The organism is Brevibacterium paucivorans (assembly GCF_016907735.1).
Lineage (GTDB): Bacteria > Actinomycetota > Actinomycetes > Actinomycetales > Brevibacteriaceae > Brevibacterium > Brevibacterium paucivorans.
In genome coordinates, this window is sequence record NZ_JAFBCP010000001.1 from 834,825 (window position 1) to 850,709 (window position 15,885).

Below are 15,885 nucleotides of genomic sequence, written 5' to 3' on the forward strand. Positions count from 1 at the left end.
TCCGTGGTTGACCAGTATCCAATCCTCACGATCCTTCCGCCTGTCATCGCGATTCTCAGTGCAATCATCACACGGCGGGTCCTTGTAAGTCTCGGGTTGGGTGTGGTTCTCGCTGCTCTTCTCGTCGAGAACTTCAATCCGCTTGGCACGCTGTCACAAATTTGGTCAGCGTTCGCCGTTATCTTTTGGGACTCAGAAGCGGGTCGTGTGAACACCGACCAGGTGTTCAACTTGATCTTCTTGGTGGTCTTGGGCGTCATCACGGCTTTGGTGCTCATGGCCGGGGGTACCGAGGCGTTTTCGGACTGGGCAGTTAAACACATCAAATCGCGCCGTGGCGCAAAACTGCTCGCCGCGTTCTTAGGAATCGCCATCTTCATCGATGACTATTTCAACGCGTTGGCCGTGGGACAGGTCGCCCGCCCAGTATCTGACCGGTTCAAGGTTTCGCGCGCAAAACTCGCGTACATCATCGACTCGACTGCTGCGCCTGTTTCGGTCCTTGCACCGTTTTCCAGTTGGGGTGCGTCGATTATCGGTCTTATGGCGCCCATCATCGCGGCAGCCGCGGTAGCACCCAACGGTGTCATGGGCTTTTTGGGGGCTGCGGCCGCTAACTATTACGCAATCGGTGCGATTGTCGCGGTATTCCTGGTGATCCTGTTCAGCCTGGAAGCTGGCCCCATGCGACGTGAAGAGCGCAGGGCGTTGGCCAAGGGTGAAATGTTCGCAAAAGACGCCGAGATCCCCGGTGAGCTTTCCGAAGACCTCCCGGTCTACCGCCCCGGCGCTCTGCGTTCGTTGATCGTTCCGTTCGTGTTCTTGGTTGCTGGTGTTATTGGCGCCATGTTCGTGACCGGGTACATGGAAAGCGGAAGCGCCAACCCCATGGACATGCTGGCCTCAACCCTGGTGCCTAACTCGCTTCTCTACGGAGGCATTGCGGGTCTGATCGCTGCCGTGTTCTACTACTTCCGCTACACACGCAACCACGACAAGTTCAACGCTGGAACGTTGTTCCAAGGAATAGCCGAGGGCACCAAGTCCATGCTTCCGGCAATCTACATCTTGATCCTCGCGTGGATGTTGGGAACTGTGGTCGAAGCTTTGGGAACCGGTGAGTACCTGGGCGGGCTCGTTGAGAATGCGGGAATCCCAACCCAGTGGCTGGTTCCGCTCATGTTCGTCATTGCGGCAGCCATGGCATTTGCTACTGGAACGTCGTGGGGCTCATTTGGTCTGCTGATTCCACTTGCCGGTGACATCCTGTTGGCAGTGGGGGCAACCGACATGGTGATTCCTGCTTTGGGTGCCGTTCTTGCCGGTGCGGTCATGGGTGACCACTGCTCGCCTATTTCTGACACCACGATTTTGTCCTCCACGGGTGCCGGCTGTGAAGTGGTCACTCACGTGCAAACGCAGCTTCCATACGCCCTGGCAACGGCAGTGGCCGCACTGCTGGGTTATGTCTCCGTAGCACTCACTCACCAGGTGTGGGTAGGTATGATCGTCACACTCGTGGTTCTCATCGGCTTAATCCTGGCTGGCGTGTGGCGCTGGACGCGTTTGGAAAAGATCCACGGCTTCGAACTTGATGACGAACCTATGGCCTCCGAAACGAGCGAGGCATAGTTTCACGTAAAGGACTAGTGCATGACAGCGTGCTCTGACTTTTTTGATGAGCCTCTTCCCGGGACTGCTCTTGAAGCGACCCTGTGGGTATGTGTGGAGTTCAGCCACGGTTGGGGGCATGATGCTTTAGATGGCCATGCCTTGGGCGAGGAACTGGCATCCCAGATCAAAGCCCACATGAACGCGCACAACGCGCGGTTCCAGTTCATTCGCGAACCTGGCTCAGGCGGTCAAGACTCAGGCGGCCACCGCGTCCTCATCGCCGAGTCGACTCCTGGCCATGAGGCTCTTTACGCCACTACTATCGGTAGCGTCTCGGACCTTCTGTCCTTGGACGTGTCCCATCCGGAAACGATTCCGGGCGCAACTACCCTCGACTCCCCCGTCGCTCTGATCTGTACGCATGGCAAGCGCGACGTGTGCTGTGCACTGAAAGGTCGTCCGGTTGCAGCGCTCCTTTCGCAGCACGCCAGCGGGTCATCGGACGGTGCAGACGCGCCGGAAACCACCTCGGCCCGGGTATGGGAAACCAGCCACACGGGCGGGCACCGGTTCGCACCTGCCATGATCGTCCTCCCCTGGGGATTCACGTACGGGCGGGCGGGCGCGCAGGCGGCGCGCCAGATCTGGGATCTGGCGGTTGATGGTCAGGTTGAGTTGGATCTGTTGCGTGGGCGCAGTGCGTTTTCCAAGCCGGGGCAGGCCGCCGAGGTGGCAGTGCGGTCTCGCTTTCACCTCACCGGGGTTGCCGATGTGGTTGCGGTGGAGAACACGAGTGAGACGGTGTTCCGGGTCGTGTGCGCAGATGGAAGCGCCCACTCGGTTGAGGTCGTGCAGACGGCGAGCGACCTGCCCGCGCGTCCTGCCACGTGCGGCAAGGGTGATAAAAAGGTCAAGGTGTTCCGCGCTACGTTGCTATGACGTACACATAATGAGATGCGGATCACATTTTTTGCGGGTAAGATCCGTACATGGGACACAGTAGTTTTGACCAGATCGAAAAGACACACCTCGAGCAGATGGCACAAGCTACCGGACCTCGCCTGTCGGTGCTCATGCCAGTTGACCGCACTGATCAACAGTCACGCGAATCTTCCACGCGCCTCAAGTCGCTTCTGGGTGAAGCACAACGACAGCTTTCAACCGCTGGGCTCGACAGCAATGCAATCGATGCGCGCTTGGAACCGTTTACGTCGCTGATCAACGACGGGCCGTTTTGGCGTAACCAGGGCGACGGCCTTGCCCTATTCTCTGCAGACGACGTTCACTTTGTTTTCCGGGTGGGCGTTCCGTTGGATGAACTCGTCCACGTGGGTGAACAGTTCGCGTTGCGTCCGCTGGCAACCGCGCTGGCTGAGTCTTCGAAGTTCTACATTCTGGCCCTCTCACGTGCAAAGGTGCGTTTGTTTGACGCAACCCGCGATTCGGTCACGGAGTTGGATCTGGGTGACACAGTCCCCGCGTCGATGGACGACGTTGTGAGTGCAGATGAACGCCAGCGACAGCTGCAGTCCCGTTCGGTTGGCGGTGATCGTGCCATGTTCCACGGGCATGGAGCAGGCGACGAAGCCGATTCCGTTTTCGTGGACAAGTTCCTCAAAGCAGTGGGCCAGGGTGTTGGTGACTTGCTGGGTAAAGCCAGGTCGCGTCCCATGATTTTGGCCGCCGTTGCCGAGGCGCACCCGGTGTTCAAACAGTTCTGCACGTACCCCGCACTACAAGACGCGATGGTCAAAGGGAACCCGGACGACCGCTCCCCCAAAGAACTTCACGCTGCCGCATGGGACGCGATTCTTCCCACGTTCAAAGCACAAGACGACGCTGTGTTTGAACGTTTCTCAGCCAAGCTCGGAACTGGCTTGAGCGCTACCCAAAGCGACAAGATTCGCGACGCGGCGGTTGAGGGGCGCGTGGACACGCTCTTCATCAATCCCGGCGTGACTCTGAACGCTGATGACGTGAACGAAGCCATCTTGGCCACGCTACAAAGCTCCGGAAAACTCATCATCATGTCAGACGGAAGTGTGGAGAACGTCGCTGCTCTCTTCCGGTACTGAGCAGGAGTACTGAAAAACACAGCGAGCGCCCACGGCTAGCGTGCGGGAGAAGTGATCCTTAACCACGGATTGAACATCGTGTAACCAGAATCACCGTTTTCACATTTTAGACTCATAGAGTCCTCAAAACCTCTACGAAAAGAGCCCCCCGAGATGCGAATTCGCACCCTTGCCGCCGCTGTCACAGCGTGCGCGATCACTGGAAGCCCGGTAGTTGCACTGGCGCAACCGGCACCGGAAAACCTTGACCTGAGTTTCCTTGCAACAACCGACGTGCACGGACACATTTACGACTTCGACTACTTCACAGACCAGCCGTACCCTTCCGACGACTCACTTGGCCTGACCCACGTGAACTCAATCGTGAAAAAGGTACGCGCCGAACGTGGAGCCGACAAGGTTTTCGTCTTCGACAACGGTGACAGCATCCAGGGAAGCCCGCTCACCAGCTACTACGCCAACCAGGAAAACATCCTGAAGACCGGCAAAGAGCACCCCATGGCTACCGCAAACAACATGATCGGCTATGACGCTCAGGTTGTCGGTAACCACGAATTTAACTACGGGCTCGAATTCCTTGAGCGTTACCAGAGCCAGGTCGACTTCCCACTTGTGGGCGCAAACGTCATTGACGACGCGACCGGCGAACCGATGTTCGACCCGTACACCATCGTTGAACGTGAAATTGACGGGAAGACCGTCAAGGTGGGTGTCGTTGGTGTGACGCCGCCCGGCTCTGCCGTGTGGGACAAGCAGCACCTCGACGGCAAAGCACACTTCGATGACATCGTAACTTCTGCAAAGAAGTGGGCTCCCAAGGCAAAAGAAGCCGGCGCTGACGTCGTGGTTGCCCTCGCTCACTCCGGTAAGGACCCTGAAGGCTCCAGCTGGGACCCTAAAGCCAAGACCGACGACCTTTCCACCTCGGTCGCCCGCGAAGTCCCCGACATTGACATTGTGATCGCAGGGCACTCTCACCAGGATGAGCCTGAAGAGTACGTCAAGCAGGTAGACGGCACTCAGGCACTGGTGACGCAGCCTAAGTTCTGGGCTCGTTCCGTCTCCGAGGTGGGTCTGTCCCTGGTGCCGAACGAAAAGGGCGGCTTCGAGGTTGACTGGTCTGAAGGCAACAAGCCTAAGGTCACCCCGCACTACTCGGGTGACGCCCCTGAGGACAAAGAACTCAAGGACGCGCTGAAGGTTCCACACGAAAAGACCATCAAGCACGTGAACAAAGTGGTTGGTCAGGCAACCGAAACCATGAGCGCAAAGACCTCGCGTTACGAAGACACCGCAATCGTGGACTTCATTTCCTACGTGCAGGCTGAAACGGTTCGCGATGCGCTCAAGGACAGCGAATACAAGGACCTGCCGGTCATTTCGCAGGCGTCACCGTTCAGCCGTACCGCTGAGTTCAAGAAGGGCGATGTCACGATCCGCGACGTTGCCGGACTGTACGTGTACGACAACACGCTTTCGGGTGTCAAGATCAACGGTAAGCAGCTGCGTGAATACCTCGAATGGTCGGCGCGCTACTTCAAGCAGGTCGACGAAGGCGCCGAGTTCAACCCTGAAGAAGTCACCAATGCACCGGACAAGGAACGCGGACGTGACATTCCAGACTACTCATACGACGCTGTCACCGGTGTGAAGTACGACATCAACATTTCCAAGCCGGTTGGAGAGCGCATCGAGAACCTGCGTTTGGAAGATGGCTCTGAGCTCAAGGACTCCGACGAGTTCGTCATGGCGATCAACAACTACCGTGCGTCTGGTGGTTCGGGTTACCCGGTAAGTGACCTGCCCGAGGTGTACAACGACCAGATTGCGATCCGCGAGGCGATCGTCGACTGGACTGTGAAGAACAAGACCATCGACCCCAAGGACTTCTTCGTCGAAAGCTGGTGGCTGACCTCGTCGACCCGCCCAGTTGAAGACGAACCTGGCGAAGAAAAGCCTGGTGAAGACAAGCCAGGTGAGGAAAAGCCTGGTGAAAACAAGCCAAGCGAGGACCCAACTGAAGGCTCACCAACTGACAAGCCTTCCGAGGACGCTCCTTCGCAGAAGCCGGATGACGACTCCAACGATTCTGACGGCTCTGACAACGAAGCTGGCAAGGATTCCTCGAACCCGCTGCCACGTACAGGTGCGCAGATCGGTGTTGCGTTGGGCGTCGGTGTTGCCCTCCTTGCAGCAGGTGCCGTGATCTCGGTAGCTACTCGTCGCAAGAACTAAGCAACCACGAAAAACTGAATAGCATAGGCGGGGCTGATCAGAGATCAGCCCCGCCTTCACATCATTGGTCCCGGTTATACTCGGTCAGTCATCGCCTTGAACAAAGCGGTACCCCATGCCCGGTTCCGTAATGAAGTACTTTGGCGTTGCAGAATCAACTTCGAGCTTCTGCCTAATTTGTGACATGTAGACGCGCGCGTAGTTGCTTTCCTTTTCATAGCCCTTGCCCCATACGTGTGTCAGGAGTTCTTCCCGGCGGACCAAGCGATTAGGGTGGCGTGCCAGGTAACCGACGATCTTCCACTCGTGTGGCGTGAGGCTAATCTGTTCGCCCGACACCGACACGACGTTGCGGGCCAAGTCAATCGACAACCGGCCGTCGGAGGTGACGACGACCGGTTCAGCCGTTTCCTGCGGAACACGACGCAAGTTTGCTCGCAGTCTGGCCAACAACTCACCTAGTGCAAATGGCTTAGTGACGTAGTCGTCAGCACCGCGGTCTAAAGCCTCGATTTTTGATTGCGTTTCATGTCGCGCAGTCACCACGATGATGGGGACTTGTGACCAACCGCGGATTCCGTCGATGACATCCAGACCACTCATGTTCGGTAGTCCAAGGTCAAGCAAAATAGCTTCGATCGGGTGATCTGACGCCAAGGTTAGCGCCTGCTCCCCCGTGTTAGCAGTAAGCACCTTGTAGCCACGCGCAATGAGGTTCACTGCCATTGCACGTGACAGGGTCGGGTCGTCCTCAACAATGAGAATCACAGCGTACTCCTTGTCGTCATGTGATCTGATACGAACGGTGTGTGAATGACTTTTCCAATGGGCAGAGACAGAACCATCGTGAGCCCACCGCCAGGGGTGTCATCGGCGACAAGTTCGCCACCGATTCCTTCGGCTAGCCCTTTCGCAACGGCGGCACCAAGTCCCAGTCCACGCGAGTTAGTGGTGTCGCCCATGCGAGTAAACGGGGTGAACAGTTGTTGTTTCGCTTCATCGCTGAGACCCGGGCCAAAGTCAATGACACGAATTGCTACCCGGTCTCCCTCTCGCGCCGCATCGATCTTCACTCCATTTCCTGTATGTTTAGCGGCGTTCGACAACAGGTTTTCCAGGATTCGCTCCACCAAGCTTGCGTCAGTTCTGACCAGGGGAAGGTCGTTGGGAACCGCAATTTCAAGCGGTTCAGGTTTCAACGTTGGGTCCATGTGATCGACAGTGCGGGCCACCAGTTCGCTGGGTCCAATAACGGATTCGTTGATATTGAGCGTGTTCGTTTGCACTCGTGACATGTCCAAAAGGTCAGCCACGATCCTGTCGAGCCGATCAGAGGATGCTTCAATCGAACGCAACAGCTCAGCTTGCAGATCTTTTGGCAGGTCTACATCATCGAGAAGTAGACCGGAAACTGAGGTTTTGATTGTTGCCAGAGGCGTCCGCAGATCGTGCGAAACGGCACTGAGTAATGCTGTACGAATCGCGTTCGCAGCTTCCAACTGGCGGGCTTGCAAGCGCGCTTCGGTCAGCTGCGTCTGAGTCATGAGACCAACGAGACGTCCCGTGTACGCGTCCAATACTCTCTGTTCACTCGCATTGAGCGGGCGCCCAGCCAACAGAAGTACGTGGTGGTCATCCAGAGTAAACGTCTCATCGGCTTCGTTTGCTGACGTGAGCTCCTTTCCCGAACGGTATTCCGTTACAAGACTCTTGTTGTCGTCGAAGTAGCCCAAGGTGACGCTGTCTTGGCCAAACGCTTGAGAGATCTTGTCCAGAATGGCCTGGATATCAACACCTTCGCGAATCACTGATCCTGCCAGTTCGGTCATGAGCTGTGCGTTAGCACGAGCCGTTCGTGCTTCTTGCGTCCTCCGCGCGGCCCCGTCAACTACACGTGCCACGAGAGCTGCAACCACGATGAACACGAACAACAAGAAGATGTTTTCCGGTTCAGCGATCGACATGGTGTGCAAAGGCTCAGTGAAGAACCAGTTGAGTAATCCGGTTCCCACAACAGCGGATGCGAGCGCCGGCCACAGTCCCCCGACAAGGGCAACAACCACAACCACCAGGACATAAGCCATGCTCAAAGTGGAAAACGCGACCACTTCATGAGCCTCTGAAATTCCCATCGCTGTAATGCCGGCGATACACACACCGGCCAAAACCCACGCGCTCACCGTGCGTGCTACAGACAGGTTTCGCCGAGGTCGTCGTCGCGGTGGTTGTGGTTCACCGGCTCCGTGGTTCGTCACGATATGGACGTCGATGTCTCCCGCACCGTCGATGATGCGTGAGCTCGTTGGTCGCGATAGTAGTTTCTTGTACCACGGCGTTCGCGAAGACCCGATGACCAGCTGGGTGGCGTTGATGGTATTGGCAAACTCTAAAAGAGTTTCCGCGTAGTCTTCACCCGATAGAGTGTGCCACGTACCTCCAAGGGATTCCGTCAACGTTCTCGCCTGTTGAATCTCTGTATCAGCCATGAGTGGCGCACCGTCCGTGGGAACGATGTGAACAACCACAAGTTCACGTCCAGCCATACGCCCCACGATTCGCATACCTCGGCGGATCAAAGTGGGTACGTGTGGTCCTCCAGCAACCGCAACAAGGATACGTTCGCGTGCGGGCCACGTGGAGTGAATGCCTTCTTCGTTCCGGTACTTCGCTAAGCCCTCATCGACTTGATCGGCAAGCCACAGCAACGCGAGTTCGCGAAGCGCGGTGAGGTTCCCTTTCCGGAAGAACCGTGAAAGGGCAGCGTCAGCAGCGGCTGGCTTGTAAATCTGACCTCGACGTAGGCGGATGCGAAGGGCGTCCGGACTTAAGTCAATGAGTTCGATGTCGTCAGCATTACGCAAAACAGCGTCGGGAATTGTTTCATTCTGAACATGTCCCGTTATGTCAGCGACAACGTCATTGAGCGATTCCACGTGCTGGATGTTTACCGTCGAAATCACGTCGATTCCGGCGTTGAGAATCGTTTCCACATCCTGCCAACGCTTGCATGAGCTTTCCGCTCCCACGATTGTGTGTGCAAGCTCATCGACGAGCACTACTTCCGGGCGCCGTTCCAGGATCGCGTCAACGTCGAGCTCGTCATACTCAGATCCTCGATAGAGCACCTTTTTAGTTGGGATAAGTTCCAAGCCTTCAACTTTGGCAGCTGTCCCAGCGCGCCCGTGCGTGTGCACAACGCCAACAACCACGTCGGTTCCAGACTTCGACAAGGAGTGGGCTTCCTCCAACATTGCGTAGGTTTTGCCCACTCCCGGAGCGGCACCCAAGAAAACCTTGAGCGATCCGCGGTGTCCGTTCATTTCAGCCCTTTGCCTTAACCACGTCCAGGTTGAGGGTGTTGACGTTCACTCGTGGACTACCGATGAATCCGAAGATCGACCCGTATGAGTTCTTCTCAACAAGTTCTTCGACTTTGTCGACCGATAGACCCGAGTTTTTCGCAACACGTTCAATCTGAATGTGAGCATACTCCTTGCTGATATGTGGATCTAGACCTGAGCTACTCGCTGTTACGGCATCGGCAGGAACCTCGGCCGGATCGACATTGTTTTCCTCAGCAATAGACTTCTTGGCGTCTTCGATAGTCTTTTGCAACTCATCGCCTACTGGGCTGAGGTTGGAGCCACCGGAGGACATTCCGTCGTAGTCACCAGATGAAAGACGCGGGTGAAACAGACTTGGGTCATCCGAAGTGTCTTGTCCAATGAGTTTTGACCCAACGGCCTGGCCGTTGTACTCCAAGAACGAACCGTCCGCACCGTTGGCGTTGAGTCGTCCTACTAGCCACGTCACACAGGGGTAAATGAGCCCCAGAATGACCAGCAAGACCAATAATGTGCGAGTTGCTTGAACGGTAGCCGAAACTACCCCTGCGGTTTTCTGTGCCATGAGACTTTCCTTAGAAACCAGGTAGAAGCGAAACGATCATGTCGATGATCTTGATACCGATAAAGGGAACGACGAACCCGCCCAGTCCGTACACAACAAGGTTGCGGCGTAATAGCTGGTGCGATGTTCCGGGAACGTATTTCACACCGCGTAGCGCTAGAGGAATCAACAACACAATGATGATCGCGTTGAAGATCACCGCAGATGTGATTGCTGACTCTGGCGAGGACAGGCGCATGATGTTCAGAACATCGAGGCCGGGGAACGCCACCACAAACATAGCCGGCACGATCGCAAAGTATTTTGCAATGTCGTTCGCGATCGAGAACGTCGTAAGGGCACCGCGGGTGATCAAGAGCTGTTTACCGATCTCCACGATCTCAATGAGCTTGGTGGGGTCGGAGTCCAGATCAACCATGTTTCCGGCTTCTTTCGCGGCCTGAGTACCGGTATTCATGGCTACACCCACGTCAGCTTGGGCCAGTGCGGGAGCGTCATTCGTTCCGTCACCGGTCATCGCCACCATGTTTCCGCCTTTTTGTTCGCGACGGATCAGTGCCAGCTTGTCTTCCGGTTTAGCTTGAGCCAGAAAGTCGTCGACGCCAGCTTCACGTGCAATTGCTCGAGCTGTCAGTTCGTTGTCACCTGTGATCATCACGGTGCGGATACCCATCGAGCGCAAGGTTTTAAAGCGTTCGACCATACCCTCTTTGATGATGTCTTTCAGATGAATGGTCCCCAGGACTTGGCGTTTCCCGTTTTCTTCTTCTGCTACGACGAGTGCTGTACCACCGTCATTCGAAATGCGGTCAATCGCTTGCTTGACATCGTCACCAACCTTCACGCCAGACTGCTCGACCCACTTGACCATTTCAGTAGCAGCACCCTTGACGACTTGGTGATTTTCCGACAGTTTGACACCACTCATTCGAGTTTCTGCACTGAACGGAATGAACTCCGCTTGAGCAAAATCAGCTTCGGGAACTTCTCCTAACCCAAGACCGTCCTGGGCCAGTACCACGATCGAACGCCCTTCGGGAGTTTCGTCGGCAAGTGAGGACAGCTGAGCTTTGCGAGCCAACTCGATTTCCGAGATTCCTTCAGCCGCGACAAAGGCTGTGGCTTTGCGGTTACCAACCGTGATAGTTCCAGTTTTATCCAGCAACAGCGTTGTCACGTCGCCGGCAGCTTCCACTGCCTTTCCCGAGGTGGCAAGGACGTTGCGTTTGATCAACCGGTCCATACCCGCAATCCCAATTGCAGACAAAAGCGCACCAATCGTCGTTGGGATCAGACACACCAGCAACGCAATCAGCACGGTGATCGGTTGCTGAGCGTTCGAGTAGTTCGCCATTGGAACCAAGGTGAGAACAACAAGGACGAAGATCAGCGTCAGCACGGACAGGAACGCGCTCAAAGCAAGTTCATTTGGCGTCTTCTGACGGCTTGCACCTTCCACCAAACCAATCATGCGGTCGATGAACGTGTTTCCCGGTTCCGAGGTGATTCTCACCTCAATGGTGTCGGATAGTACGCGTGTACCACCTGTAACGGCTGAGCGGTCACCGCCGGATTCGCGAATCACTGGCGCCGACTCCCCCGTGACCGCCGATTCGTCGACGGTTGCCGCCCCTGCGATCACATCGCCGTCGCCAGGGATTGTTTCACCTGCAGACACGATGACAACGTCACCGGGTCGCAAGGACGAAGATGGAACTTCTTCGACCTCTCCACTTGGGCGTCGCACACGGCCAGTCGATGCCGTCTGGGTCTTTCGAAGCGCGTCAGCTTGGGCTTTACCCCGCCCTTCGGCAACCGCCTCGGCCAGGTTCGCAAAAACCACGGTCAGGAACAGCCAGATTGCCAACGTAAACGTGAACAGGCTGGGGTGGATGAACCCTAGGACGAGAGTGATGGCCGCACCAACCTCCACGATGAACATCACGGGAGTTCGAACCATGGTCGCAGGGTTGAGTTTGCGGAGCGCCTGGGGCAACGATGCCAGAATCAGCTTTCCACTGATTCCAGACTGTGCCGAGGCGGTATTCCGGGTTTCAGTTTCAGTTTCCTGAATCTGAGTGGTCATGACATGAACCTTTCAGCAAGAGGTCCGAGAGCAAGTGTCGGAAGGAAGGACAGGCCGGTAATCAGTAAAGCTGTTCCGGCCATGACAACCGAGAAAAGAGGAGTGTCGGTGGGTAGTGTTCCCTTGGTTTTTGCCACTGGGGCTTGAACAGACAAACGTCCGGCAAGGCAGAGCACCAGCGCAATTGGGACGAAGCGACCCAAAAGCATTGCGAAACCAAGCGCAACGTTAAAGAACGGGGTGTTTGCGTTGAGACCAGCAAACGCTGACCCGTTGTTGTTACCTGCCGACGTGAACGCGTAGAGAACTTCGCTCAAGCCGTGTGGGCCAAAGTTGGCCAATGAGTCACGGGTTGATGGAAGCGCGATTGCGAGACCCGTACCAAGCAGTACAACAACAGGCACGACGAGCGCGTACATGCTGATGAGCTTGACTTCAGTGGGTCCGATTCGTTTGCCCATATATTCCGGGCTACGGCCCACCATGAGTCCGCTGATGAAGACTCCGATGATCGCGACAACAAGCATTCCATACAGGCCCGATCCCACACCACCAGGGGAAATTTCACCCAAGAGCATGTTGAAGATCAAAAGACCACCGGAGAGCGGTTCGTATGACGAGTGCATAGAGTCTACTGCGCCGGTTGACGTCAGCGTGGTGGCTGTAGCAAAAAGCGTCGATCCAAGAACGCCAAAACGGGTTTCTTTTCCTTCCATTGCAGCCAGGTTTTTGTCCGCGAAGCTCATCTGAAGGGCAGTGAGGCTCACAAGTGAACCGATGGCCAGAATCGCCATCGCACCAAGTACCGTATATCCCTGACGCTTGTCACCAACCATGACGCCGTAGGTGCGTGGGAGTGCAAACGGGATCAACAGAATGAGGAACACCTCAAGGAGGTTGGTCCAACCGTTAGGGTTCTCAAAGGGGTGGGCGGAGTTCGCGTTGAAGAAACCACCACCGTTGGTGCCCAATTCTTTAATGGCTTCTTGGCTCGCGACCGGTCCACCTGGAATGGTTTGTTGGCCACCAGCCAGTGTCTGCACAACTTGCGGGCCGTTGAAGTTCTGGATCGCCCCACCCAGGATCAAAAGCACTGCACCTATAAAAGCGATGGGCAAAAGAATACGGAGGCAACAGCGAACGAGGTCAACCCAAAAGTTCCCCAATTTATCGGTTTCGCGGTATGCGATCGCACGAATAAGCACGATAGCCACGACGATTCCAACAGCTGCCGAAATGAAGTTCTGGAAGTTCTGAGCCAGCATCTGGGTCAGGTGACTCATGGTAGTTTCGCCACCATAGGACTGCCAGTTGGTGTTTGTCACGAATGAGGTGGCGGTGTTCCATGCCTGGTCCGCAGGTACTGGTCCCAGTCCCATATTCATGGGAAGCCACTGCTGAATCCGCTGGAGGATGTACATTCCCAACACGGAAAGCGCGGAAAGCACCAGGATATTACGCAGATACATCTTCCACGTGTGTTGTGCTTCCGGGTTCACGCCCGCAAGGCGGTACATGAAGCGTTCAATCTTCAAGTGTTTAGCGCTCGTAAAAGTGTGCGCCATATAGTTGCCCATAGGTACATGCACAACAGCAAGCAGGGCGACCATTAACGGAAGTTGCAAAAGTTCCACTGTCAGTCGAACCTTTCAGGACGGATGAGCGAGTAAAAAACGTAAGCCGTTGTGACGGAACAAAACGCTAACCACACGATGTCTACGAGGCTCATAGTTTGTTCACCGCCCAACCGAACACACCAACAACGGCAAAATACGCCACGGTGAGTGCAATGAAGAGGATGTCTAACACGTTTCAGCTTTCTGAGTGATTTCAGAATTCGCGTCGATTCGCCTCGGCGCGAAGCCACTCAGTTGAGTGACAGTGAATATCAAAACGCACCCGCGAACAGGACACTGCGGGTCCTTACGGTTCCTTTACACCCAGCAGGAAATTCTTTACACGCTCTTAATACGGTGCTCGGTGGGGCACGAGCGTCAGCCCGCGACCACTATGGAATCACTGAGTCCGATACACCAGGGCGGTGGCAATGGCAGCCACACCTTCACCTCGGCCGGTTAAACCCAAGCGGTCAGTCGTTGTCCCGGAAACATGAACGGTTGCCCCTGCGGCTTCGCTGAGCACACGTTGCGCTTCGTCGCGCCGCGTACCAATTTTTGGTCGGTTGCATACCGCCTGCACGCTGATATTGCCAATCTCAAAGCCAGCACGCCTCACGATTCGTGCGGCTTCGCGCAAGAGAGTGCACCCGCTGGCGCCGGCAAATTCGGGGCGGTCTGTGCCAAAGTGTGCGCCCAAGTCACCGACGCCGGCTGCAGAAAAGATGGCGTCGCAACACGCGTGAGCTACCGCGTCGGAGTCCGAGTGACCTTCCAGCCCCACGACACCTTCCCACAATAGACCTGCCAGCCACATGGGCCGGTCGGGGTTGTCGCTTATAGCGTGGACGTCTACACCGATTCCAACCTGAGGAACAATCACGTGTATTCCTTCCGTCCGCACAACATACGCGCGAGTTCGAGGTCCAGCGGGTGGGTGATTTTAAACGCTTCATGGGACCCTTCGACGCCTACCGAGGGGATCCCCATCGTTTCAAGCAAGCTTGCATCATCGGTCATCTGCGTTGAAGTGTCGCGTGCAAACCGGTCGTGCGCTGCCACCAAGTCATCAAACGTGAATCCTTGCGGTGTTTGCACGGCCCGCAACCGGGCGCGCTCTACGGGAGCTCCCAAGGGCGCGACTTCCTCAGGCTGTTGCGACGTTAGCGTTCGCACGGTGTCTGATACAGGGAGGACTGGGACCACGTTCCGGTGTCCGGCACGGAGCGCGGTGAGGACACGGTCAAACACACGCCGAGGTGTCAGTGGCCTGGCAGCGTCATGCACCAGCGCGTATGTGGGTTTGCCGTCGATGGCTGCGAGTGCATTCCGTACTGACTCTGTGCGTTCCGTTCCGCCGATCACCGTCTGAACGTTTGGTTGCGTGCGGAACATGTCTAGCGCGCGGGCTTTAAGGTCTCGTGGCACCGCGATGACAACCAGCTCGATACCTGCGTTGAGTACACCAGCAACAGCGTGTTCGAGGAGGGTGCGACCCCCTAAAGGAACAAATGCTTTGGGGGTTTCTAACCTCAGTCGAGTTCCAGACCCTGCCGCTGGAATGATCGCCACCGTCTCCATATGCGCAACTCTAGTCCACGTGTACATACAAAAATGGGGGCAACGTCACGTCACCCCCATTTACTTCTTCACTTTTATGAAGCGAGAACCTTTTCCAGCATTGCTTCGGCTTCTGTCTCTTCTTTTTCTTCTGCCAGAGCCAGCTCCGACACGAGCACCTGACGAGCCTTGGCAAGCATGCGCTTTTCACCTGTGGAAAGACCGCGGTCCTGTTCGCGACGCCACAGGTCACGAACGACCTCGGCTACCTTAATAACGTCACCGGACTGGAATTTTTCGAGGTTCGCTTTGTAGCGACGTGACCAGTTGGTTGGTTCTTCAGTAACTTCAGCACGCAAGACCTGGAAGACTTTTTCCAAACCTTCTTCGCCCACAACATCGCGGACACCCACGAGGTCGCAATTTTCAGCGGGGACTTCAATCGTTAGGTCGCCGTGTGAGACCTGCAGTTTCAAGTAAAGTTTGTCTTCGCCCTTGATCGTGCGGGTCTTAATTTCTTGGATTGTCGCCGCTCCGTGGTGCGGATAAACAACAGTGTCGCCGACCTGAAAACTCATCTTATTTTTTCCCCTTTCGCGGACTTCCAGTTTAACATGACGCACAACACAACCGCGAAGTGATGTCCGAAATGCGCAATAGAGCTCGTCTCCTGTGATAGGTTGCCCGGTTGCATCAGTGGCGCACGCAACTCGGAAAGTGACCCATAGTTTCTACGCGGGGTGAAAAACAGGTAACATACACGGTGTTCCTTAAGAATTTGTTGCGTACC

General features: G+C 55.9%; 12 protein-coding genes. 4 read left to right on the forward strand and 8 right to left on the reverse strand.

Annotated elements, in window-relative coordinates:
- The first annotated feature begins 3 nt into the window (after window positions 1–3).
- From JOE56_RS03915 to JOE56_RS03930, 4 genes are all read left to right on the forward strand, one after another.
- On the forward strand, window positions 4–1,632 hold the full coding sequence (locus tag JOE56_RS03915) for a Na+/H+ antiporter NhaC family protein (RefSeq protein WP_338028617.1): 1,629 nt from the start codon (window positions 4–6) through the stop codon (window positions 1,630–1,632).
- A 21-nt stretch (window positions 1,633–1,653) separates the two neighbouring features.
- The gene (locus JOE56_RS03920) at window positions 1,654–2,553 is read left to right on the forward strand and encodes a sucrase ferredoxin (protein ID WP_204514923.1); all 900 of its coding nucleotides are present in this window, start codon (window positions 1,654–1,656) and stop codon (window positions 2,551–2,553) included.
- A gap of 50 nt (window positions 2,554–2,603) precedes the next feature.
- Window positions 2,604–3,689 (forward strand): baeRF3 domain-containing protein, encoded by a 1,086-nt coding sequence (locus JOE56_RS03925; RefSeq protein WP_204514924.1) that lies wholly within the window; start codon window positions 2,604–2,606, stop codon window positions 3,687–3,689.
- Window positions 3,690–3,842: 153 nt separating this feature from the next.
- Complete coding sequence (locus tag JOE56_RS03930) at window positions 3,843–5,924, forward strand: bifunctional metallophosphatase/5'-nucleotidase (protein WP_204514925.1); 2,082 nt, start codon at window positions 3,843–3,845, stop codon at window positions 5,922–5,924.
- Window positions 5,925–6,008: 84 nt separating this feature from the next.
- On the opposite strand, the gene JOE56_RS03935 is transcribed toward JOE56_RS03930, so the two are convergent.
- The 8 genes from JOE56_RS03935 to JOE56_RS03970 form a co-directional block, all read right to left on the reverse strand.
- A complete protein-coding gene (locus JOE56_RS03935; RefSeq protein WP_204514926.1) occupies window positions 6,009–6,692 on the reverse strand; it encodes a response regulator in 684 nt (227 codons plus the stop codon).
- The gene (locus tag JOE56_RS03940; RefSeq protein ID WP_204514927.1) at window positions 6,689–9,244 is read right to left on the reverse strand and encodes a DUF4118 domain-containing protein; all 2,556 of its coding nucleotides are present in this window, start codon (window positions 9,242–9,244) and stop codon (window positions 6,689–6,691) included. The genes JOE56_RS03935 and JOE56_RS03940 overlap by 4 nt, the downstream gene beginning before the upstream one ends.
- Window position 9,245: 1 nt before the next feature.
- Window positions 9,246–9,833, reverse strand: coding sequence for a potassium-transporting ATPase subunit C (locus tag JOE56_RS03945; protein ID WP_204514928.1), 588 nt, complete (start codon window positions 9,831–9,833; stop codon window positions 9,246–9,248).
- A 10-nt stretch (window positions 9,834–9,843) separates the two neighbouring features.
- Window positions 9,844–11,919 carry a potassium-transporting ATPase subunit KdpB gene (kdpB, locus tag JOE56_RS03950; protein WP_204514929.1) on the reverse strand — a complete coding sequence of 692 codons (2,076 nt, stop codon included), beginning with the start codon at window positions 11,917–11,919 and terminating at the stop codon, window positions 9,844–9,846.
- The gene (gene kdpA, locus JOE56_RS03955) at window positions 11,916–13,529 is read right to left on the reverse strand and encodes a potassium-transporting ATPase subunit KdpA (RefSeq protein WP_239530578.1); all 1,614 of its coding nucleotides are present in this window, start codon (window positions 13,527–13,529) and stop codon (window positions 11,916–11,918) included. Before kdpA ends, kdpB begins: the two co-directional genes overlap by 4 nt.
- Window positions 13,530–13,935: 406 nt before the next feature.
- A complete protein-coding gene (ispF, locus tag JOE56_RS03960) occupies window positions 13,936–14,418 on the reverse strand; it encodes a 2-C-methyl-D-erythritol 2,4-cyclodiphosphate synthase (RefSeq protein ID WP_204514931.1) in 483 nt (160 codons plus the stop codon).
- Window positions 14,415–15,116, reverse strand: a complete 702-nt coding sequence (ispD, locus tag JOE56_RS03965) for a 2-C-methyl-D-erythritol 4-phosphate cytidylyltransferase (protein ID WP_204514932.1) — start codon at window positions 15,114–15,116, stop codon at window positions 14,415–14,417. The genes ispF and ispD overlap by 4 nt, the downstream gene beginning before the upstream one ends.
- 74 nt (window positions 15,117–15,190) lie before the next feature.
- The gene (locus JOE56_RS03970) at window positions 15,191–15,673 is read right to left on the reverse strand and encodes a CarD family transcriptional regulator (RefSeq protein WP_102239043.1); all 483 of its coding nucleotides are present in this window, start codon (window positions 15,671–15,673) and stop codon (window positions 15,191–15,193) included.
- Between the last annotated feature and the right edge of the window lie 212 nt (window positions 15,674–15,885).